Here is a 20788-nt window from a genome sequence, read left to right as displayed (position 1 = left end):
GTCAGCTCGTGGCTGCGGACGCGCCGCCGCGGTCGTCAAAGACGGTGTTGCGGCCTCGTTTCTTCCTGGGGCTCTTCGACTTGGCCGGCTGCTCTGGTACGGCGGGTACCTCTCCGGCTTCGGCGTTGAGGCCGGGAATCTTGCCTGGATGAATGCCGACGTCCTCCAGCAGTTCAAAGTCGAGGCGTTCTTGGCCTGAGTCAATCGCAGCCATACACGCTTCTTCGATAAGACATCCGAGCAGGCCGACGACTCCCCCGGTGCGGCGGTACAGGTATTCGGGCATGGTCCCGTTGGTGAGCGGTTGGTCGTGGGCGTTGAACAACCGCAGTTGCGATTCGATCCCACCGAGGTGGCTCACCCACGCGGCGATGTTCTGTGGGGTGTCGTAGCTGAATGGGTCGAGGTTGACGAGCTTGAAGCGGCGCTCGGTCTGCGTGACCGCCTCGTCATTGGGACTTTTGCTCTTGTCCTTCACTGGGGGGAACACCCACTCGCCGGTGCGGGTGTCCTGACGTCCCTCGCGTAGCAGCCCAGACTTGGAGATACCCACTCCGACCAGGACGACCACGGTGATGTTCATCAGGTCACGGATGAAGTCCAGGACATCCTGGTCGGCTTCTCGGTGCATTTTGAGCCGGGTGATGTCATCCAGAATCAACACGCGGGTTGCGTGTTCTTTCAGGGCGCGCCGGACCGTGCGGGTAAGCGTGGGCAGGTTCATGTTCTTGTAGTCCTCGCCAAAGAAGTCGAGGATCGCCTGGCAGGTGCTGACGGGCTTGGCGGTCACCGGGGTCTGTACGTATGCCACCGGCGCGATGAGGTCGCGCGTGCCGGGGACGGCGTCCGGGTTCAGGTAGTTGTTGAGCTCCAACCAGTGGTCCTCGAACTCGGCTGCGGTCTCGCAAACGGTTTCGGTCTTGCCCTGGAAACCGCCACCGTTGACCATTAGGCCTGGCCGGGTCCGCTCGGTCCTTTTAACGGCATTGCTTTGGATGAGCCGGCGCATGGCGTCGTCGACCGCAGCGCTCATGGGGGTTTCCTGGATGGGAAGGTTGGAGTGGGTGGCGATCCGGTGCAGGTCATGCAGATACCGCTGGCGCGGGCTCATCTTCTTGTACTCGCCCAGGCTGATGACAGGGGCAGGTTTGAAATCCCGACGTGTGAGGCGCCACCTGGCCCATCCTTCGATGGTCGCCCGGTCGATCACCGGCCCGGCTGGGAACGGCACAAGGGAGGCTTCCTGCCCCGGGTCGTGCAGGGTCACTCGCCCTCCTGGGTGGTTGTGTCGTCATCGTGTGGGAACGCGAATATGCTGCGCCGCCGGCGGCTGGAGCTCATCGAGCCCGGTATGCCAGGCTGCGCGGGGACGGCTTCCTGACGACGGCGCCGTCGCTCGTCATCGACCGCCGACGCCACATCGCCCGCTCGTTGCCTCCACACCTGCGGCTGGCGGAGCGGTACGACCATGCCCTCACCCGGCTCAGGTGGGGATACCGCCGCCGCTGCGGGCCGGTCAGCTGTGGCGGCTTGGCCTTGGAGGACCTCGCGGGCATGGTCTTTACGCTTTCTCTTGGGCATCTGGGTCGGCCAGGAAGTGACCGGGATGTGCCCGCCGATGAGGTCTAGTAGAAGCGGCAGCAGCTCGGCGTCAGACTTTGGCTTCAGACCGGCGGCCTTGGCGGCGCGCAGTAGCTCATGAGCCCGTGTGTCACCGAACGCGGGGATCTCCTCAGCAGGCGGCAGGCCGGTCCACCGCAGGGTGTGCCAGTGGTGAGTACGCGGGTCCTGAAAGTAGGTGAACCGCCGGTCGCGTGGATCGCTGCGGACCACCCATTTTCCTTTGTTTTTCCCGCCTCTAGATGAGGGGCCGTCCCGGTAGGGGTTCAACGCGTCCCCGTCGTACCAGAGCCCTTTGATTTTCACTCCGCGGCGGCCGTGGATAGCGACCGCGTGAGTACGCAGCAGTTCGTAGTACAGCTCCGGAGTGGGGATGTTCAGCGAGAAGCCGCCTTGGCTCATCGCAGCCGCGAACAATGTGTTCGGGCTGTGTTTCCCCCCGGGATCCCAGTCCGGTGCGTACTCGCCCAGCTCGCGGTTCTGCCAGATCTTCACGATCCATGTGGCGATCAGGTGCTCCATCTCGGCGATCGTCAACACAGCATCGGCCTCGGGGTCTTGCCCCCGGTCGGCGACATCCACGCCCCGGTAACCGAGCAGGTATTCGAACAGCAGGCTTTGGACGGCTCCGAAGGCCCTTTCGACCGCATGCTTGTCGGTCGGCCGGAGCACCCTGGCGGGCAGGATGTTGGCGCCGATCACGCGCTGCACGTCCACCAGGTGATGGTTCTTGTACACCGACCCGTGGTCGGTGGTGATCGTCTCGGGCGCGAAGAACGGCAGAGCGGCAACCTTGTGACCGGCGAATTCGGCCACCAGTGCGGCTGGGACACCTGGGTAGGGCCACTCCATGTCCTCGCCCCAGCCGTCACGCAAAGGCAGCGGCATCATGACGTCGCGCAGCAGCATCGCCACGTCCGTCGAGGTGTCGGAAACCAGGGTGAGGCGGAACGCCACGATGGAATGGGTGTAGATGTCCAACGCCAGCGTCAGGTGTACCGGGGTGGGCTCACCGAAGAGGGTGTCGCGGACCATCACCGCCATCTCGGTGGTATCCAGCGCGACAACCTGGCCAGGCCGGTGCACGACGACATGCCCGCCGGTTCCTTCCAACCGGGCGGCGCTGCGAGCGTACTTTTGCCGGGTCCCACCCGGCCCGAACCACTCCCGCCAAACCCGCCACAGCGTCACGTAGGTAGGCACAGGGGTATCAGGCCCGAACTTCTCTTCAACGTACTGGTGGATCAGCCCTTCTTTTGCCTTCATGCTGATCCGTGACCGGTGCAGCGTCTCCTGCCGGACGGCGAAGATCGCCTCACGGATCTCCTGGGTGATGGTGGGCCGGCCACCGCTGCGGCGCAGCCAGTTTCCGCTGATGCAGCCGGAGACCCCGTACCGACGAGTGTTTGCGGCCCATCGCTTGAGAGAGCGAACGCTGACACGCTCGAGCCCGAGCATCCGCGCCTCTTCGGCCGGCAGCGCCCGCAGTTCGGTGACCTTGGCCTCCCGGCGCTGGGTGAGCGTGGTGGTTTCGGGATCGTAGGCAGGTCGAGGCTCGCCCGATAGTCGGCGCAGTCGCTCACCGCTGCGATATCCGGTCTCGGCTTCCATCAGGTGCGCGTACCGCATGGCCACGAGTTCGCGCTGGCGGTCGGTGAGGTCCTGCAGCCCGCTGGGCTGACGTCCCCGGTTAATCGCGGGCAGCGCGGCGGCGTTGGTCGATGGGCTGCAGTCGGGGTGGTTGATCAGCGCCCGCACGGTGGTGACCAGTTCCTGTCCGTCGCGGCGTCGCATCTGCACTCGTCCTAGATGCGGCTGAAAGGAGACCACCTCCCATTCCTGACCGGCGAGTACCAGTCGGGAGCCCTCAGAAAGGTCCAGGGGCCCACTTGTTCGGCTCATCGGTTTCCCTCCTCACCGCAGGACCAGACGATCGTCTGGTCATTGAGCGGCCGGGTCAGGTCCAGGCCGAGCCTTCGGTGCCAAAGCAGATGCAGCGCATGGGCACGGCCGATGGTCGGGTACGGCGTTGCCGCTACCAGCTGGCCATAAGACTGCGGGCCTCGCGCGGCTGCCTCCAGCAGTTCGTCTTGGATGCCCAGCGGGTCTTTGAGCGGGCGACGCTGTGCCGATATGCCATCCAGGACGGTGAGCACCTGTGGCCGCCAACCGGTGACCACCACGTACTGCCAGCCGCAGGCGAGCGCCGCCTCCGCCGAGGCCGCGAACTTGATGCGGTCGTCGTGTTCGATGAGGTTTCCCGGGCGCACGTCAATCAACCAGGTCCCGTTGCGGGTGACCGCGAGGAAATCGGGGGTGTGCTCGACGGGCCTGTCTTGTGTGGTGAACCGCAGTCGCATCGGCTGCGAGATGACCTCGGTAACGTCCCCGGTGAAGTCCAGGGCTAGCAGCAGCTTCTGTTCGGCGATGCTCTCGAACCCATGCAGGCGGCCCGTGCTGACCATGGTGGCCAAGCCCGGCCGGTGGTGCTGGGTGGTGCGCCAGGAGAACGGACGCACCGGTTCGCACCCGCCGGTGGGGAAGGAGGCCATGTTCTTGACCGAGCAGATCACCTCGGTTCCGGCGACCTTCCACGTCGCGGTCCATCGGCGAGTCCAGCCGTCGGCCAGATCCAGAACCCGCCGCTCCGACTCAGCTCCTACGCGGAAGGGGATGAGCAGCTCAGCGAAGTGACATGAATCTGAGGGAATCGGGTGCGGGGTCATCCAACCCGTAGAACGGAGCACATCACCATCAATACAACTTCGACTGATCGTTCGTATTGGATGTGCTATTTGACCAGTTTTGACGGCGTGTCGCGATTCACGGGCATGAATCCATCTCGGCGATACGCATCCCAGGGTGTAGGAGCGGTTCCTCGACGGCTGAAAATCAGCAGGAGCTCCAACAGCCGTTATGCATTCGCTGGTCAGGCTTGTCGCCGGGCCGCGTTCCATGCGGCCAGGATCAGCCCGTAGGCGCCCGGTCCGTCCAGCTCCAGCCATCGCACCAGCAGCACCGCGATGGCCGGTACCAGTACGACGTTCACGCCACAGCGACCGTGAGCGCGAGCGGGCGGCGTAGCAGGTCGGCGAACCCCGCGATCGTCAGACCGGTGCCGACGGTCAGCATGGTCGCCACCAGCAGCAGGAGTGCTGCTGGTGATCAGCGGGGAGCCCATCTCATCCCCCGAAGGCGGCGAAGGCCTTGCGTACGTGGGCGGCCAGCGGTGCTGTGACGTAGGTGGCGTCGCGGCTCACCCCGCGCAGGGTGTTGGAGGAGAACGAGCGCTGGAACTCCAGCCCCACGTAGACCAGTCCCGGCGTGGTGACCGAGATGCCCCCCACGTGCTTGGGCAGGCCGGCATCCAGCGCGCCCAAGGGCTCCAGGTAGTCCAGTTGGGGCCGGTATCCGGTAGCGAAGATCACCGCGTCGACACTCTCCGACGTGCCGTCGGACCAGATGACCCGGTCGCCGTCGAAGGCGGTGAACATGGGGCGCCGGTTGATCAGCCCGGACTCCAGGGCTCCCTGGTAGCGGCCGGTGTCCATGACCAGCGTGCCATCGGCGATCTGGGCCAGCCATTCGGGTGGCAGGTCGTCGAACCCGGTGGTCGTCAGCCAGTGATGGATGTCCTGGCCGCCGATGCGCTGGGGCAGGAACTGCACCGGCTGGTGGGTGGCGAGGGTGACCGTGGCGACCTCGGCCAGCTCGTACCCAACCTGCACGGCGGAGTTGCCGGCGCCGACGACGACGACCCGCTGGCCCGCGTACTGCTTAGGGGTGCGATAGTCCGCGACGTGCAGCAGGTGGCCGGTGAACCCTTCCTGGCCGGGCAGGACGGGCACATAGGGGTTGGCGAAGGATCCGCTCGCGGCGACGACGCCTGCGGTGGGCAGCTGGTCGCCGTTGGCGGTGTGCACGATGAAGCCCCCGGCGTCGTCGACTTCGACGGAGGTGACCCGGGTGCGGGTGCGGATCTCCACCTGCAGGTCGTCGGCGTAGCGCTGGAGGTAGTCGACGGCCTCGTCGCGGTGGGGGTAGTGGTCGGGGTCGCCGGGGAACGGCATACCGGGCAGGGAGCTGAAGCGAGCGGGCGAGAACAGGGTGAGGCTGTCGTAGTAGTGCGGCCAGGAGCCGGTGGCGTGGTCGCCGGCTTCCAGGATCACGGGGACCAGGCCGGCGTCCAGGAGGGTGCGGGCGGCGGCCAGGCCGGACTGGCCGCCGCCGATGATGATGGTGTCCATGACGTCGCATCATATCGTCAAATCTTGAAATGACAATATGATGGTGGCGGGGTGATGCTATGACCATGAGCGTGAACGGGATCGAGTTGACGGATGCGGCGCGCGGGCTGTTGAAGGCGCTGGCCAGCGACACCCGCCAGCAGATCCTGATGCTGTTCACCGGTGGGGTGGAGCTGACCGTCAACGAGGTGGCCGAGCGGCTCTCGCTCGCGCAGTCGGCCGCCTCCACCCATCTGGCGACGCTTCGCGACGGTGGGGTGCTGACCTCTCGCCGCGAGTGGAAGGCCGTGTACTACCGCGCCGATCCCGATCGGATCGGCCGCGCGCTGGCCGATCTGCAGATCAGCCTGCGCGCGTGCTGCCCACCGGACGACTGCGCGCCGGCAACCGGGTGCGGCTGAGCCTCAGCCGGTAGGCGTGGGCATGAACACGGTCGTGCCGCAAAGGTCGGTACGGTTCGGTCACCGTTCGGGCGCTCCCCACCCAGCTTTGCCCGCTGACTTCACACTCGTGCGCTTCGCCGTTCCATGAACAGCACGTCGCGCCATCTGCCGTGGTGCTGGCCGATGTGCTGCCGGGTGCCGACGACCCGGAAGCCGCAGGCCTGGTGCAGGAGCAGGCTGGGGCCGTTCTCGGGGAAGATGCCGGTCTGGATGGTCCAGATCCCGGCTGCCTCGCTGGCGCTTACCAGGGTGTTGAGCAGGTCGCGGCCGATGCCGCGCCCCTGGCAGGCGGGGTCGACGTAGACGCTGTGCTCGACCACTCCGGCGTAGACGGGCCTGCTGGATACCGGTGAGGCGGCGACCCAGCCCACGACGTGGCCGGTGTCGAAGTCCACGGCGACGTAGCGGAGCCGCTGCAGCTTGCCCTGGTCGAAGTTCTCCCATGTGGGGGCGGTGGTCTCGAAGCTGGCGTTCCCGGTGTCGAGCCCGGCCTGGTAGATGGCCAGCACCTGGGTGGCGTCCGTCGCCCGCATCGGGCGGATGGTGATGCCGGGCGAGGAGGCCGGTTTGGTGGCCTGGACGATGGCCGAGTGCACACCGCCCCCGTGGTCGGCGGCCAGGGTGAGAGCGCCGCCGACGAACCCGCAGTCCAGCAGCAGATCGCGGTACTCGCCGACGGCCAGGACGCCGGCCGTACACCCCACGCGTTGCTCGGCGGCGGTGCGCTGCGCGGGATCGGCGTCGTCTTCAGCGACCACGTCGCTGATCCCCAGACGCCCGCCGGGCTTCAGAACCCGGAACGCCTCGGCGAACACCGCGGGTTTGTCGCTGGACAGGTTGACCACGCAGTTGGAGACGATCACGTCGGCGGACGCGTCCGGTAGCGGGAGTTCCTCGATGGTTCCGTGGAGGAACTCGACGTTGGTCACACCGGCTCGCGCGGCGTTGGCCTGGGCGAGCCGCAGCATGTCGGGGCTGGCGTCGACACCGTAGGCCTTGCCGTAGGGGCCGACCCTGCGTGCTGAAAGCAGCACGTCGAGGCCTCCGCCCGAGCCGAGGTCGACGACCGTCTCACCGGCACGCAACTCGGCGACCGCAACCGGGTTGCCACACCCCAGACTGGCCCGCACCGCCCCGTCGGGCAGTTCGCTGGTGTGGTCGTAGCCGGCGGCACCAAAGCGTCCCTGGCTGAAGGCGTCCGCTTGGCAGTCGATGATCGTCTGACCGGACAGCGCGGCCCTTGCCAGGCTGGAGTATCTCTGGACGATTGCTTCGTGGGCCATGGCGGGCTCCTCAGTCGCAGGTGGGTGCCACCGGAACGGGGTTGCCCATGACCACGTCGGCGGCGCTAGGGAAGCAGCTGACGCAGGCCTGGTTGATCCGGTACAGGCTGGAGGTGCCGCGATGCTCCACCAGCACGAACCGGACCTCGGACAAGATCTTCAGGTGGTGGGACACGGTCGACTGGCCGATCTGGACGGCCGAGACGATCTGCCCGACGGTCATCGGTTCGCGGTGCCTGGCAAGCAGCGACACGATCTGGATGCGAGTGGCGTCGGCCAGGGCCTTGAACCAGCTCGCGTACTCCTCGGCTGAGTCCCGTTCGAGCGGGACGGCATCACGCTTCATTGACAATCGACGATAGTCGATGAACCATGAGTTGGGGAAGTCTCCGGCTGTGCGCCTCCCTGAGAGGTCACCGCCGAAGCAGGCAGGCCCGTGGTGGCTGATTAGATGGCGACCTAACTTGACACTCATCTAATCAATAAGGCAAGCTGCAGCGACTTGCTTAGACAGATTTCGAACCGAGGTGTGAGATGCGCGCACTGTTCCGCCGTGTTCGCCCGATGCTTCCCGCCGTCACGTTCGACGAGGCCCGCTCGCAGGTGTGCGACGCGGCTTGCCTCAGGCACGGCCTGGTGGACCGCGCCCGCACCGACAGCCTGATGTCCCGCTAGCCCTTGACGATCGACACACGACTTCCAGGAGAGGCAATCATGAGTGATGGATGCTGTGGCCCGGCCGCCCTTGAGATCGAACCCTTCACCGCACAGCAGGACCCCAGTGCGCTGCCCATAGTGGTGATCGGTGCCGGTCCGGTGGGGCTGGCCGCGGCCGCGCACTTGGCCGAGCGCGGCCTGGACTTCCTCATCTTGGAGGCGGGCGAGCGGGCCGGCGCGTCGGTCGCGCAATGGGGGCACGTGCGGGTGTTCAGCCCCTGGCGCTACAACATCGACGCCGCTGCCCGCCGCCTGCTGGAGGGCCAGGGCTGGACGGCCCCCGACCCCGAATGGCTTCCCACCGGTGCGGAACTGATCGAGGACTACCTCGCTCCGCTGGCAACACTGTTCGGTGAGCGGATCCGCCTGGGCGCCAAGGTCACCGCGATCAGCCGCCTCGGCTACGACCGGGTCCGCACCAACGGCCGCGACGACGTGCCCTTCCTCATCCGTCTCGAAGGCGGTGAGGAGCTCCGGGCCAAGGCGATCATCGATGCGTCCGGCACCTACGCCACCCCGAACGTCCTGGGCGCCAGCGGCCTGCCCGCCTACGGTGAAGCGGAGGCGGCACAGCTGGTCGACCACGCACTGCCGGACGTGCTTGGCACCGACCGCGCGGCCTACGAGGGCAGGCACGTCCTGGTCGTCGGCGCGGGCCACTCGGCCGCCACCACCCTGCTGGCGCTGGCCCAGCTGGAGAACACCCCGATCACCTGGGCGATCCGTGCGGGCAACGCCAGCCGTACCTACGGCGGCGGCGACGCCGACGCACTGCCGGCCCGCGGCGCTCTCGGCACCCGCCTGCACGACCTGGTCACCTCCGGCCGCATCCAGCTGGTGACCGGGTTCTTCACCCACGCTGTGGAGCGGGATGGCGACCAGGTGCGCGTGATCAGCCGCGACCCCTCCGGCGCAGAGCACAGTGTGCTGGCGGACCGGATCGTCGCCGCGACCGGCTACCGGCCCGACCACTCCATCGCCACCGAGCTGCGCCTGGACCTTGACGCGATCCTCGGCTCCACCCGGGCGCTGGCCCCGCTGATCGACCCCAACGCGCACTCCTGCGGCACCGTCCCCGCGCACGGCGTCGACGAGCTGGCCCACCCTGAGCCCGGCTACTACGCGATCGGCGTCAAGAGCTACGGTCGTGCGCCGACCTTCCTGATGGCCACCGGATATGAGCAGGCCCGGTCGGTGGTGGCGGCGCTTGCCGGTGACTGGCAGGCGGCCCGCGAGGTGCATCTGGAGCTGCCGGAGACCGGCGTGTGTTCCTCGAACCTGGCCGAGGCGCAGGAGCAGCGGGTCGGCCTGGCCACCGGTATCAGCGGCGGCCTGCTGTCCACGCCGCTGCCGCTGGCAGGCGTCTCCGCCTCCGATGGCGGCGGGAGCTGCTGCGGCTGACCACCGGACGCATGGGACGTACGCATCGAGAGAGGCCGACATGTCTGAGGGACACCCCACCGCGGCGCAGCGGGAGGCCCTGCGCCTGATCTGCGCCCACGAGCCGATGCCCGCCGGCCGGTTGGCCGCCGAACTTCTCGCCGCCCGGCGGCCCAGCACCAACCCCGGCTACGGGCCTGCCGTTGCCCGCCAAGCCAGCATGCTGGCCTGGCGGCTACAGGCTCAAGGGTTCATCGCCGAGGCCGCCGATGGGGTGTGGCGGACGACGGCGGGCGGCCGCGAGCTGATCGCCTGCCCAGGCGCGACCGGGTGAGCGTGACCGCCCGGAATGGACTCCCCGCCGCTCCCACCGACGGGAGCGGCGGCCGACGGCGTTTCAGCCGCAGCTGGCGGATCGTCGCCGCGCTGGCCGTCACCCAGACCATCGGGTATGGCGTGCTCTACTACGCCTTCTCGGTGTTCCTCACTCCGATGACCCGCGACCTTCAGGCGAGCGGAGCGCAGGTCGCCGCCGCCCTGACCCTGGCCGTGCTGACCACGGCGCTGTGCGCGCCGCTGGTCGGCCGGTGGCTGGACGCCCGCGGCGGTCGTGGCCTGATGACGGCAGGTTCGGTGCTCGGCACGCTGGCGGTGCTGGTCTGGTCCCGCGTCCAGGATCTGCCGCAGCTGTACGGGGTGTTCGTGGCAATCGGGGTCGCCTCGGCGATGGTGCTGTACGAGCCGGCCTTCGCCGTCATCGTCAGCTGGTTCGACGGCCCCGTGCACGGCCGGGGCCGCGCCAACGCCTTGATCGCGCTCACCATCGTCGCCGGATTCGCCTCCTCCATCTTCCTGCCGCTGACCGGCCTGCTGGTCGAGCACTACGGCTGGCGTCAGGCCTTGATCTTCCTCGCCGTGCTCTACGGCGTCGCCGCGATTCCGCTGCACGCCCTGGTGCTGCGCCGCCGCCCGCACCACTCCTCCCTGGCGGCGGCCGACCCCGGCGGGCGGGCCGACCTTGTCAAGGCGGCGGTCCGTGCGCGGCCGTTCTGGCTGCTGGCGGCGGCGTTCACCGCGCACGGCGGCGCGGTGGCCACCATCGCGGTCCTGCTGGTGTCCTACCTGGTGTACCTTGGCCACTCGCCGGTGTTCGCCGCCACCGTCGCCGGGCTGCTCGGCGTGCTATCGGTCACCGGCCGCCTCGTCACCACCGGGCTGCGCAGTCGCTGGTCGGCCGCACCCGTCGCGGCGGCGGTGTTCGCTCTGCAGGGCGTCGGCGCGCTGCTGCTCCCGCTGCTGGGCCGGGCGGTGCCCGGTGCGATCGGCTGTGTCCTGCTGTTCGGGATCGGGTTCGGGGTGGGCACCATCACCCTGCCGCACCTGCTGGCCGAACGGTACGGCACCGCCGCCTACGCCACCCTGTCCGGTCGCATCGCGATGTTCTCGGTCGCCGACAAGGCAGCCGCTCCGCTCGGCGCGGTGGCCCTGGCCCAAGCCGCCGGCTACGGCTGGGTGATGACAGCGGTCGCGACCGCCTGCGCGGTCGCCGCGTGCGCGCTGCTCGCCTATCACCGCCTATCATTTAGAGCAATGTCGAAACAAGGATCGGATCAGGAGGTGCCGTCGTGACCATCGCCACCGGCCAGTGCTGTGCACCGATCGCTCGCCAGCCGCTGTCGGAGTCCGACGCCGCCGATCTGGCGGTGCTGCTCAAGGCGGTCGCCGACCCGGTCCGGCTGCGCCTGCTGTCGATGATCGGCTCTCACGCGGGCGGGGAGGCCTGCGTGTGTGATCTGACCGACGCCTTCGAGCTGACCGCTCCGACCATCTCCCACCACCTGAAGGTGCTGCGCACCGCCGGGCTGATCGACTGCGAGCGGCGCGGCACCTGGGTCTACTACTGGATCATCCCCAGCGCCGTGGCCCGGCTCGGTGAGCTGTTCACCCCGCTGGCCGAGCCCGCCGGCGTGTGACCGGCTCCGAGACGGCGGCCACTGGGCCGCGGTTGGTCGACGTCCTGGTCGTCGGCGGCGGGCAGGCCGGGCTGGCGGCCGGGTACTACTTGCGCCGGGTAAGAGCCGACTTCGTCATCCTGGACGCCCAAGAGCGACCCGGCGGTGCCTGGCAGCACGCCTGGCCCTCCCTTCGGCTGTTCTCCCCGGCGCAGTACAGCTCGCTGCCGGGCCGCATGATGCCCTCACCTACCGCAGGCGGCTATCCCAGCGCGGCCGACACCGTGAACTACCTGACCGACTACGAACAGCGCTACGACCTGCCGGTCCTCCGGCCGGCCAACGTGCGCGCCGTGCGGCGGAACGAACAACGGCTCGTCGTGGAGACCGGCACCGGCGTCTGGCACGCCCGGGTCGTGATCAGCGCGACCGGCACCTGGTGGCGCCCCTACATCCCGTACTACCCGGGCATCGGTGACTTCCAGGGCCGCCAGCTTCACACCGCCGACTACCACGGCCCGGAACCCTTTCACGGCAAGGACGTGCTCATCGTGGGCGGCGCGAACTCGGCCGCGCAGATCCTCGCCGAGGTCTCCACGGTCGCGCGAACCACCTGGGTCACCCTGCGACCGCCCCGCCTGCTGCCTGATGAGGTAGACGGCAGGGCGCTGTTCGAGCTGGCCACCCGCCGCCATCGAGCCACCCTCACCGGGCAGAACGTGTCCGGCGTCGGCGACCTGGGTGACATCGTGGCCGTGCCCCCGGTTCGTCAGGCACGCGATCGAGGCGTGCTCAAGGCCGAGCCGATGTTCACCCGCATCACCCACCAAGGGGTCGCGTGGAGCGACGGCACCACCCGGGCCTGCGATGTCATCCTGTGGTGCACCGGCTTCCGGCCATCCCTCGGCCACCTGGCCCCGCTACGGCTACGCGGACCCGACGGTCTGATCCCCACCGAAGGGACCCGTGCCCTCGGCGAGCCCCGCCTTCACCTGCTCGGCTACGGCGACTGGACCGGACCCGCCTCCGCCACCCTGATCGGCGCCAGCCGTACCGCGAGAGATGCTGTCACCGAGATCACTCAGCAGGTCCGAGCCTTCGGGCGAGAACGGTAGCGCTACTCCTCCACCGCCTGGGGGATACCGGCTGCCTGTACCCACGTCTTGATCGTGTCCCAGTGGTCGCCCCACGCATCCGCATTGATGCTTCCGTCGCGGCGGATCTGCTGGTTTTCCGGAACGCCGTAGGTCTGGAAGAGATCACCGGCCAGTTGAGCCGTGGCGCGGGCCAGCGGCTGACCGTCATCGGCCAGATCGTTCAACCATGCCGCCGATTCACCGTAGGCAAGGCGGCTGATGCGCAGACCGAGCGGCCGGTTGCCTCCAACGAACTTGGTGGGCGTGTGCAGGTTGACGCGGTAACGGCCGAAGTCGGGATTTTCGTACGGCCAGCTGTCGGTGGGCTGGGCCGGAAGGACAACCGGGTGCAGGCGGGGGTCGGAGATCAGCATGACCCGCAGCAGTGCGGACCCGTTGGCCCCGGCCCGGTCCCGTGCGTGCCGGGCCAGATAGCGCAGCGCGCTGGCGGTCCGCGCGACGATCTCTGCGTCCAGCACTCCTACTTTGAAGTTATCGCCGGAGGAGGGGGACATACCCGTGGGATGCACCGCGAAGGTGCCGGCTCCGTCGGTGTGCAGTTCGGCGCGGATGGCGTACGGCGTGCCCGCGCCGGCCTCGGCGATCAGTCGCCGGTGAGCCACGGTGACGTCGTCGAAGGTAGGGGTGAAGGCGCCGACCATCACGACCTCTTGGCGGGTGGCCTCCTGAATCGCCCGCACTCTGTCGCTGTCCAGGATCAGATCGCCGGGCAGGTCGGGCACCAAGGAGACCACCAGCAGCGGAAGCGGGTAGCTGCGGGCACCTGTCAGCACCGCCGTGGTCACAGCCCCGTTTTCGAGTTTCAAGATCCGGTCGGCCTGGTCGGCCGCGGCCATGACCCTGCGCCGGTAGGACGCTGCGATCTCCGATTCCGACAGCCATATCTTGTCCGCGCCGTGCCGGCGCGGCCAGCGCAACCCGCTCTCTTTCTTGGAGGGGATGGACACGGCATGAGGCGCCTGCGAACTCGGCGGAACAGAGATCAGCAACAAGCCCATGTCGGGGTTGGCCGGGTTTGCAACGGGGCGCACCTCGAATCGCGGCATCGGATGGATCCGAGAGGCAGCGGCCTTACGGATCCGCGCTTCCAGTCCGGCGAGCCTCACACCGAGCGCTGCGGAGGGGATGTCGTTGACCTCGGCCATCCCCACGACGATCAGCCCGCCGATGTGGTTGGCGAACGTCGCGATGTCCAGGGCGCTGTCGTCGTTGCCCTTCTCGCTCTTATCTCCGGAGGGGTACTCCTGCTTGTAGTCCAGGTCCTCGGCTTCTCGTGCGTCTGCGTTGCCGACGAGGTCGGCGATCTGCTGGTAGGTGACCACGTGGAGCGGGGCGCCCAGAAGGGCCTCCAAGCGGCGGGGGCTGTAGAGCATCGGGTGGCAGGTCTCCTTTGACCACATTGGGAGTCGATGTGGCTCCCGTGATGGACGATAGAAGAGCCCTGCCACTCTTTATGAGCAAATGTGGCTGTGAACGAGAATGCTCGCCCTAAGGGGACGAGATCTCTGGGCCCCACCTGATCAATCAGGAGGGTTGGTGTCCTCCACAAGTGGCCCCAGCAGATGTCTTGTGGGTCGGAGCGTCGGTGCGCGGTGGAAAGCTAGGTATCCCCTCTCCGGAAGACTGTTGCCCATGACGAGCCAGTTCCCCGAGCAGGCTGCCGAACCCGCCACGCCCACGCCCGCCACCCCTGATGGCAGGTGGATGAGCCGCGGCGTCGCCGGGATCGGCTCGGCCAGCTTCCTGGCCGATGTCGGCCACGAGATCCCCACCGCGCTGCTGCCCTTCTTGCTGACCTCCACCCTCGGCGCACCCGCCGCTGCTCTCGGTGTCGTAGAGGGCCTGTCAGACGCGCTGGCAGGCGCGGCTCGCTTGGCCGGCGGAGCGCTGGCCGACGACCCCAACCGGCGGCGCAACGTCGCGGTCGGCGGCTACACCACCACCGCGGTGCTCGGCGCGGCCACCGCGGTCGCCACCTCGGTCTGGCAGGTCGGCGTGCTACGCGCGGCCGCCTGGACCGCCCGGGGCCTGCGTGTTCCGGCCCGCAACGCGCTGCTGGCCGACATCGTCCCCGCCAACGCCTACGGCCGCGCTTACGGGTTCGAGCGGATGATGGACAACCTCGGGGCCATCGTCGGGCCGCTGCTGGCCATCGCCCTGGTCGCGACCGTCGGCGTCCAAGGAGCGATCGGCCTGTCGCTCATCCCCGGCCTGCTAGCCGCCGCCGCGATCATCTACGCCATCCATCACACTGCCAAGCCCGAGCGCCGCGACAAGGTGCCGCTGCGCGTCAAGGTCCGCCCCGTGCTACGCGGCGACCTCGGCAAGCTGCTGGCCGCGATCGCTGCCTTCGAGGTCGGCAACGTCGCCGCCACCCTGCTCATCCTGCGCGCCACCGAACTCCTAAGCCCAGCGCATGGCGCCACCACGGCGACCACGATCGCGCTGGGCCTTTACGTCGCCTACAACGCCGCCGCCACGCTCGCCTCGGTTCCAGCGGGACACCTGGCCGACCGGCTCGGCGCCCACGGTCCGGTCCGTGTCCTGGCCGGGGGAGTGGCCGTCTTCGCGGTGGCCTACGCTCTGTTCGCGGCGAACGAGTCGGCCATCGCCCTGCTCGCGGTTCCGTTCGTGCTGGCCGGGATCGGCATCGGCGCGGTCGAGACCGCCCAGCACGCCGCCGTCGCAGCCCTTGCCCCCACCGAGTTGCGCGGCTCAGCCTTCGGCCTGCTCGCCACCGTCCAATCACTGGGCAACCTGGCTGCCAGCAGCATCGCCGGCATCCTCTGGACCCTTATCTCCCCGAGCACGGCATTCGCCTACCTCACCATCTGGATGATCCTGGCCTTCATCGGCTTGCTGATCACCGCACGGCGGTGACCCACCCCGCGAGCACCGCCCGGGGCGGGGCCAATCGACTCGCTCCCCATGGCAGTCACCGATGATCGCTAACTGCAGCCAGAAGGCTCGTTCCCTCGGGGCCCCGGCCGCTGCGCTGGGGCTCATCGAGGACGTCGCTGATGGGCTGGCCGGGGTCGGGAGGTTGGCGGGCGGCGCGGTCGCCGATGACCCACAGCGCCGCCATACGGTGGCGGTTGGCGGTTACACCACCACGGCGGTGCTCTCGTCGCTGATCGGCTTGTCGACGAACGTGTGGCAGGCCGGGGGGCCCTGCGGGCTGGGGCGTGGTTCGCTCGCGGGCTTCGGGTTCCGGCGCGTAACACGCTGCTGGCCGACCTGGTCCCCGCGCGGGCCTACGGTTGGGCTTACGGGTTTGAGCGGGCGATGGACAACTTGGGCGCGATCGGCGGGCCGTTGCTCGCGCTCGCCTTGGTGGCGGCCTTCAGCGTCAGGACCGCGATCCTGGTGTCGGTGATCCCCGGGCTGCTGGCCGCGGCCGCGATCGTGTTCGCCATCCGCCGCACGGCCCGCGCCACCGCGCGGGAGCGGGTGCCGATCCGGTTGCGGGTACGGGCGGTGCTGCCGGAGAGGACGGCGTAGCCGTGCCCGCCGAGTTGGCGTCGACCCTGCGGGTTCTCCAGAAATGCACGCTCCCGCTTGCCGCCATGGCAGACCCGATCGTGGCGCGCGGCGTGAGTGATGCCCTTGGCCTGACCCTGGATCAGCGAGCCGCCGCCGCCGACACCAGCGCCCGCCGCCGCCGAGGGCTGAACACGGCGCTGGAATACGGGGTGGATCTCGGCGAACTCAAGCAGATCCGCTCAAACGGATCAAACAGAAAAAGGTCGCCAAAGATGATGCCGTAGACAGGCGCGCCGTCGTCAATCCTGAGCAGGCACGGGAACTGCTCACTGCCGTCTCCTACGTCGGAAGCTCGCACCGCACTTGGAAGCGACGACCACTTATCGCTCCCTCATGCTTCGCGGGAGTTCCAGCTCAATAGCCAGCACCCCTCGTACATCCTCGGCGGGATGACGAAGCTTGTACGAAACATACTGCTGATGACATTGGTCTTGTATCTGCCTTGAAGACCTGTCCGGATCGAGCGAAGTCGAAGGCTCAGCACCCATCAGGCTATCCACTGAATGGTAAGTCTCCACCCGCCGCACCTTCGCATAGTGAATATCTCGCTGGAACGACAGGCCGACATACTGCCCCTTCTTGAGTCGCCTAGCTTCACGATAACCAGGAAGCGTGACGATCGTGATGATTCCTTGGATGATCAACTGATATCGCCTTGCTTCGACCTCGAAAGTCAGTATCATCTCCGGCTTTCGGCCGAGGGGAAGCGGATCGCCATTTGCCGGCTTACTCTCCTCGCTCCGCCCTTCCTGCTGCCGAACGTGCTGACGAGCCCATTCGAGACTTTCCCTCGTAAGCTCGCTGGGAGATGGATCAGAACTTGGAGACTTTTCATGGGCCGACAGGTCCAAGTCGTAGCCATCTTTGCGCTGCGTGAAGAGTTTGTCGCGCACCTCTTCTCTATTGCGCAAGGCATATCCCCATCGCTTGAGCGAAATTCCCCACTCTTCCCAGGCTCCGGATAGCTTCTCCGGGTCACCACCACTGCCGGCTTTGATGTATGCAGCAAATAGCAGGTCTACAACCTCTCGGCATTCGGCAAGCCAAGCCTTGGCGCGATCCAGTTGACGCGACTCCGGTAGTTCGCCGAGCGTGTCGGCTTCACGCAAGAAGGAGGCCAGATCGACCGTTGTTTCGACTTCGGCGAGATAGATGATCGAACGAATGAACTCCTGGAGATCGAAATACCATTGGTCTCTGCATAGTCGAACTTCAAAGAACTGCTTGCCGTGGGTGACATGGTTATTGCGGGCCTGCCGATACTGGGCAGAGGAAAGACGGGTTGCGTAAAGTGCCGTCTTGAATTCTTTTCGGGCAGTGTCACGCTCGCGTGGGTCCCACAGCGCTTGCTCCATAACTGTCGATCGTAGCGTTACCAAGTGGCCCTGCGCAGTGCCCTAGTACGGCAAGCGCCATTCGTTAGCTGAGCTGGATATATGCCGCGGGCGCGACGATGGAACCAGCGGGCGCGTGCTTGGTGGCGGCGGCGCCAGGCTGACCAGTGAGCGGTGTGTTCCAGCGACGCTGTGCGGGCGGTGGTGGCGTTGAACAGGCGCTTAATCTCGGCGACCGTCAGCGGAATCATGCCGGGCTCGGCAGGCGGTTGCTGGTCGGGACTGGTGGGTGGCGGGGCTTGGGTGTCGGTGCGGCACCGGGCCGCCGCGGCGGTTGCCGAAGGCCGGCTGACTTCAGCTCGTCTTGCGTGCGATGCGCCAGATCACGCCAATCCGGCACTCCCGAGACGTGGTAAGGGATGCCGCAGATGGAGTAGTTGGGGTAGCGATCAGCGACCATAAGGGTTACCTCGGCGCTGGGGTCCAGAGCCCGAGCGGTCAATCCTGCCTCGATCCCGGCGTCACTGCCGCCGATGATGACCAGCCGCATTTCCTTATCTTCTTGCTGCTGTACATGGTCTGCTCCTCACCACCCCGACGGTGCAAGAGCACGGTGCTGGTATGAGGCGGAATCTGACGGGATTGCTGCGAATATCGCTGCATGAGCTAGCGAGCGATCGGTTGCGGGGAGAGCGGATCGACCCTAATGATCTTCTGGCTACGGCGGTTCGTACAGCGCCCATCCCTGCAGGGACGGCGAGTGCTCCAAAGCCCGTTGACACAGACGCACAGCCGCAGCCTGTGCTTCCGTGGGGTTGGTCGTTCGATGGAACAACGTAAGGTCGATCCGATTGGAAATGGACTTTGAGTGAAGGTGTTCCAGACGATCGGCTGGGGTGGCCATGGCCCAGAGAATGTCGACCACAATCTGGGGTTGGAGCCAATGCCGAGTGGCCGCTTCGGTAGCGATGAGCGTCAGTGCGGCCATATGCATCAGATCAATTTCAAGGTTCCCGTGTAACCCCGTTGCCAATGAACACGAGGCAAGAATTTCGTTATCATGCCGTCGTACAGAAGATAGCGGCAGCGGCGTAAATATCAATCAGTCAGGGCCAAAGACGGATATCCCCGCTTCCTGCGCTGGGCTGGGTGTGCCGCCGACACCGATCCCAAGGCATGCCGGAGCCGGTGGAGTCGTATTTCAGAATGCCGTGGTCAGGTCAAGCTCATCATGGCTGCGAGCCTGTGCCCAAGCCACAGACAGCAGCCTTGCCGTGCCGGTAGTGGGCTCGGCGAAGACCGGGTCACTTAGGTGGCCGGGGCAGTGTCACGGCTGAGACCACGCCGAAAGCCGCTCCGCATAGGGCCGCGATGAGCAGTCCGTCGACGAACTGGTACATGACGGCGGCCCAGATGACCGCTGCGATGGCTCCCCAGATCAGACGGTGGTTCGCGCACCACTGCCACACGGCGAGCAGGCGACCGATCATGGCAGTCTCCGTTCGGCCGCTCGGGCGGTGAGTCTCGGGCGCGGCTGGAATGCTCAAGGAGATCATCCTTTCGGTACGGCCTCGAGATGTGTCGTTGACCGGAGGGCAGGCCGCCGTGCCTGCGGTCTGTCCTGGGGCAGTTGGTCCACGCCAAGGTCCTGGAGTCCGCGAGGCACAGGCATGGCGTTATTCCTGCGGGGGGTGGATGGCCGAGGCCAGGCGGTCGACCCGGCTGTCGAGGTCGGCGAAGGCGCGTTCGAAGGCGTCGGGGGTGCCGGCGAGAACGGGGTCGGGCACCGACCAGTGCAGGTGATCGTCGTGCCCGAGTTGCTCGTGGGCGTTGTCGCAGACGGCGATCACGAGATCTCCGGGACGCGCGACCTGTTCGAGATGGACGGGCCGGGCCTTGTGCAGCCTCAGCCCGTGGCGGCGGGTGACGGCGATCGCGTCCGGGTGCACCGCGTCGGCGGGCTGGGTGCCGGCGGATGCGGCGGGCACCGTGCTCTTGCGGGCCCATAGCGCGGCGGCGATCTGTGAGCGTGCCGAGTTGTGCGTGCACAGGAACACCACCCGGGGTGCCTGCCGCTCGCTGACCGGCAGCAGGCCGTCGAGCGTGCCGGGGACCAGGCGCAGGTAGGTGCGCCGCCGGTCGCCTTCCGAGCGGCACCGCTCCACCAGGCCGGCCTCCTGCAGGATGTTCAGGTGGTGGGCGAGCAGGTTGGTGGGCAGACCGAAGTCTCGCCCGATCTCCCCGGGAGAGGCGTCGGCGAGGGTCAGCCGCTCGACGATCGACAACCGGGCCGGGTCGCCGAGTGCCGCGTGCACGCGGGCTCGCGCCCGCACCGAGGAAGACCAATCAGCGTTCATTGACTCAATACTCTTTGACACAGTTTGCCGCGTCAAGTGGCCGGCGTGCATGGGCATCTGCGGCAGGTGCACGCCCGCAGGTCAACGGCGCGACCCGGAATGCGCCACCGGCACGAGCTGAGCGATGAGCTCCTCGACCCGGGTGTGGATCTCGTCGCGGATGGGGCGCACGGCGTCGATGCCTTGGCCAGCCGGGTCGTCCAGCTTCCAGTCCTCATACCGCTTGCCGGGGAAGATGGGGCAGGCGTCGCCGCACCCCATGGTGATGACCACATCCGACGCTTGAACAGCCTCAGGGGTGAGGACCTTGGGCTGCTCACCGGTGATGTCGACCCCGATCTCGGCCATCGCCTCGACGGCGATCGGGTTGATCGTCTCAGCAGGTGCGGAGCCGGCGGACCGCACCTCGATCCGGTCACCGGCAAGGTGGGTGAGCCACCCGGCGGCCATCTGGGAGCGCCCGGCGTTGTGAACGCAGACGAACAGAACGCTGGGCTTGGTGGTGCTCAATCGAAATCCCTTCCGCGGGCGTAGGCATGTGGCCCTCCCGGGCCTCGCACCCTCACCCAGAAATCCACTCATCATTCATTGACTCAAAATCTATTGAGTCGTCCAGCTACTGTCAACTTATGGCCGAGTCCTAGGGGTGGCCCCAGGTGCCCAGCCGCCCAGATGCGGCTCGTGTCTTACGGTCTCGGAGTAACTCAAACGGCCAGTCTGCGGACCGGTCGCATGGCGGGCGGCACCTAAGGCAG

Annotated in this window: 21 protein-coding genes; 10 read left to right on the top strand and 11 right to left on the bottom strand. The window is 67.3% G+C overall.

All coding sequences use genetic code 11. From position 1 onward, the window contains the following. Position 1: 1 nt before the first annotated feature. From OG589_RS41925 to OG589_RS41910, 4 genes are all read right to left on the bottom strand, one after another. Positions 2-1267, bottom strand: a complete 1266-nt coding sequence (locus OG589_RS41925) for a TniB family NTP-binding protein (protein WP_405144383.1) — start codon at positions 1265-1267, stop codon at positions 2-4. Further along, complete coding sequence (locus tag OG589_RS41920; protein ID WP_405144381.1) at positions 1264-3414, bottom strand: transposase; 2151 nt, start codon at positions 3412-3414, stop codon at positions 1264-1266. Before OG589_RS41920 ends, OG589_RS41925 begins: the two co-directional genes overlap by 4 nt. A gap of 104 nt (positions 3415-3518) precedes the next feature. Next, a complete protein-coding gene (locus tag OG589_RS41915) occupies positions 3519-4346 on the bottom strand; it encodes a TnsA-like heteromeric transposase endonuclease subunit (protein ID WP_405144379.1) in 828 nt (275 codons plus the stop codon). A gap of 456 nt (positions 4347-4802) precedes the next feature. After that, complete coding sequence (locus OG589_RS41910; RefSeq protein ID WP_405144377.1) at positions 4803-5867, bottom strand: flavin-containing monooxygenase; 1065 nt, start codon at positions 5865-5867, stop codon at positions 4803-4805. 59 nt (positions 5868-5926) lie between these two features. Between OG589_RS41910 and OG589_RS41905 the strand changes: the two genes are divergently transcribed. Beyond that, on the top strand, positions 5927-6268 hold the full coding sequence (locus tag OG589_RS41905) for an ArsR/SmtB family transcription factor (RefSeq protein ID WP_405144375.1): 342 nt from the start codon (positions 5927-5929) through the stop codon (positions 6266-6268). 101 nt (positions 6269-6369) lie between these two features. On the opposite strand, the gene OG589_RS41900 is transcribed toward OG589_RS41905, so the two are convergent. Both OG589_RS41900 and OG589_RS41895 read right to left on the bottom strand, forming a co-directional pair. Continuing rightward, the gene (locus OG589_RS41900; RefSeq protein ID WP_405144374.1) at positions 6370-7593 is read right to left on the bottom strand and encodes a GNAT family N-acetyltransferase; all 1224 of its coding nucleotides are present in this window, start codon (positions 7591-7593) and stop codon (positions 6370-6372) included. 10 nt (positions 7594-7603) lie between these two features. Beyond that, on the bottom strand, positions 7604-7939 hold the full coding sequence (locus OG589_RS41895) for an ArsR/SmtB family transcription factor (protein WP_405144372.1): 336 nt from the start codon (positions 7937-7939) through the stop codon (positions 7604-7606). A gap of 188 nt (positions 7940-8127) precedes the next feature. On the opposite strand from OG589_RS41895, the gene OG589_RS41890 reads away from it, so the two are divergent. Genes OG589_RS41890 through OG589_RS41865 form a run of 6 tightly spaced genes read left to right on the top strand, consistent with a single transcriptional unit; the run spans position 8128 to position 12757 of the window. Further along, complete coding sequence (locus tag OG589_RS41890; protein ID WP_405144371.1) at positions 8128-8268, top strand: hypothetical protein; 141 nt, start codon at positions 8128-8130, stop codon at positions 8266-8268. A gap of 39 nt (positions 8269-8307) precedes the next feature. Then, a complete protein-coding gene (locus tag OG589_RS41885) occupies positions 8308-9711 on the top strand; it encodes an FAD-dependent oxidoreductase (RefSeq protein ID WP_405144370.1) in 1404 nt (467 codons plus the stop codon). A gap of 40 nt (positions 9712-9751) precedes the next feature. Further along, entirely contained in the window at positions 9752-10024 is a 273-nt protein-coding gene (locus tag OG589_RS41880; protein WP_405144369.1) for a hypothetical protein, read from the top strand. Between the two features lie 2 nt (positions 10025-10026). Next, entirely contained in the window at positions 10027-11319 is a 1293-nt protein-coding gene (locus OG589_RS41875) for an MFS transporter (protein ID WP_405144368.1), read from the top strand. After that, entirely contained in the window at positions 11316-11663 is a 348-nt protein-coding gene (locus OG589_RS41870; RefSeq protein WP_405144367.1) for a metalloregulator ArsR/SmtB family transcription factor, read from the top strand. Before OG589_RS41875 ends, OG589_RS41870 begins: the two co-directional genes overlap by 4 nt. Beyond that, complete coding sequence (locus tag OG589_RS41865) at positions 11660-12757, top strand: ArsO family NAD(P)H-dependent flavin-containing monooxygenase (protein ID WP_405144366.1); 1098 nt, start codon at positions 11660-11662, stop codon at positions 12755-12757. The genes OG589_RS41870 and OG589_RS41865 overlap by 4 nt, the downstream gene beginning before the upstream one ends. 2 nt (positions 12758-12759) lie before the next feature. Here OG589_RS41865 and OG589_RS41860 read toward each other — a convergent pair whose 3' ends face one another. Then, a complete protein-coding gene (locus OG589_RS41860) occupies positions 12760-14172 on the bottom strand; it encodes a helix-turn-helix domain-containing protein (protein ID WP_405144365.1) in 1413 nt (470 codons plus the stop codon). 259 nt (positions 14173-14431) lie between these two features. Here OG589_RS41860 and OG589_RS41855 point away from each other — a divergent pair, with 259 nt between their 5' ends. From OG589_RS41855 to OG589_RS41845, 3 genes are all read left to right on the top strand, one after another. Continuing rightward, entirely contained in the window at positions 14432-15679 is a 1248-nt protein-coding gene (locus OG589_RS41855) for an MFS transporter (protein ID WP_405144364.1), read from the top strand. A gap of 273 nt (positions 15680-15952) precedes the next feature. Further along, positions 15953-16300, top strand: coding sequence for an MFS transporter (locus tag OG589_RS41850; protein WP_405144363.1), 348 nt, complete (start codon positions 15953-15955; stop codon positions 16298-16300). 2 nt (positions 16301-16302) lie between these two features. Continuing rightward, positions 16303-16566 carry a hypothetical protein gene (locus OG589_RS41845; protein ID WP_405144362.1) on the top strand — a complete coding sequence of 88 codons (264 nt, stop codon included), beginning with the start codon at positions 16303-16305 and terminating at the stop codon, positions 16564-16566. 96 nt (positions 16567-16662) lie between these two features. On the opposite strand, the gene OG589_RS41840 is transcribed toward OG589_RS41845, so the two are convergent. The 4 genes from OG589_RS41840 to OG589_RS41825 form a co-directional block, all read right to left on the bottom strand. Further along, entirely contained in the window at positions 16663-17697 is a 1035-nt protein-coding gene (locus OG589_RS41840; RefSeq protein ID WP_405144360.1) for a hypothetical protein, read from the bottom strand. A 1283-nt stretch (positions 17698-18980) separates the two neighbouring features. Next, positions 18981-19166, bottom strand: a complete 186-nt coding sequence (locus OG589_RS41835) for a hypothetical protein (protein ID WP_405144358.1) — start codon at positions 19164-19166, stop codon at positions 18981-18983. Between the two features lie 186 nt (positions 19167-19352). Continuing rightward, positions 19353-20033 carry a helix-turn-helix domain-containing protein gene (locus OG589_RS41830; RefSeq protein ID WP_405144356.1) on the bottom strand — a complete coding sequence of 227 codons (681 nt, stop codon included), beginning with the start codon at positions 20031-20033 and terminating at the stop codon, positions 19353-19355. Positions 20034-20114: 81 nt separating this feature from the next. After that, positions 20115-20543 (bottom strand): arsenate reductase ArsC, encoded by a 429-nt coding sequence (locus OG589_RS41825; RefSeq protein ID WP_405144355.1) that lies wholly within the window; start codon positions 20541-20543, stop codon positions 20115-20117. Between the last annotated feature and the right edge of the window lie 245 nt (positions 20544-20788).

The sequence above is a fragment of the Sphaerisporangium sp. NBC_01403 genome, from assembly GCF_045040145.1.
Classification (GTDB): Bacteria; Actinomycetota; Actinomycetes; order Streptosporangiales; family Streptosporangiaceae; genus Sphaerisporangium; species Sphaerisporangium viridialbum.
The sequence above is the reverse complement of the archived record's forward strand: the minus strand, read 5'-3'. Positions and strand labels throughout refer to the sequence as shown.

Excerpts from the sequence above, each read along its gene's own strand:
- OG589_RS41920 (WP_405144381.1), bottom strand. The coding sequence starts at position 3,414 with ATGCGACGCCGCGACGGACAGGAACTGGTCACCACCGTGCGGGCGCTG.
- OG589_RS41915 (WP_405144379.1), bottom strand. The coding sequence starts at position 4,346 with ATGACCCCGCACCCGATTCCCTCAGATTCATGTCACTTCGCTGAGCTG.
- OG589_RS41910 (WP_405144377.1), bottom strand. The coding sequence starts at position 5,867 with ATGGACACCATCATCATCGGCGGCGGCCAGTCCGGCCTGGCCGCCGCC.
- OG589_RS41905 (WP_405144375.1), top strand. The coding sequence starts at position 5,927 with ATGACCATGAGCGTGAACGGGATCGAGTTGACGGATGCGGCGCGCGGG.
- OG589_RS41900 (WP_405144374.1), bottom strand. The coding sequence starts at position 7,593 with ATGGCCCACGAAGCAATCGTCCAGAGATACTCCAGCCTGGCAAGGGCC.
- OG589_RS41895 (WP_405144372.1), bottom strand. The coding sequence starts at position 7,939 with ATGAAGCGTGATGCCGTCCCGCTCGAACGGGACTCAGCCGAGGAGTAC.
- OG589_RS41890 (WP_405144371.1), top strand. The coding sequence starts at position 8,128 with ATGCGCGCACTGTTCCGCCGTGTTCGCCCGATGCTTCCCGCCGTCACG.
- OG589_RS41885 (WP_405144370.1), top strand. The coding sequence starts at position 8,308 with ATGAGTGATGGATGCTGTGGCCCGGCCGCCCTTGAGATCGAACCCTTC.
- OG589_RS41880 (WP_405144369.1), top strand. The coding sequence starts at position 9,752 with ATGTCTGAGGGACACCCCACCGCGGCGCAGCGGGAGGCCCTGCGCCTG.
- OG589_RS41860 (WP_405144365.1), bottom strand. The coding sequence starts at position 14,172 with ATGCTCTACAGCCCCCGCCGCTTGGAGGCCCTTCTGGGCGCCCCGCTC.
- OG589_RS41855 (WP_405144364.1), top strand. The coding sequence starts at position 14,432 with ATGACGAGCCAGTTCCCCGAGCAGGCTGCCGAACCCGCCACGCCCACG.
- OG589_RS41840 (WP_405144360.1), bottom strand. The coding sequence starts at position 17,697 with ATGGAGCAAGCGCTGTGGGACCCACGCGAGCGTGACACTGCCCGAAAA.
- OG589_RS41835 (WP_405144358.1), bottom strand. The coding sequence starts at position 19,166 with ATGATCGGTCGCCTGCTCGCCGTGTGGCAGTGGTGCGCGAACCACCGT.
- OG589_RS41830 (WP_405144356.1), bottom strand. The coding sequence starts at position 20,033 with ATGAACGCTGATTGGTCTTCCTCGGTGCGGGCGCGAGCCCGCGTGCAC.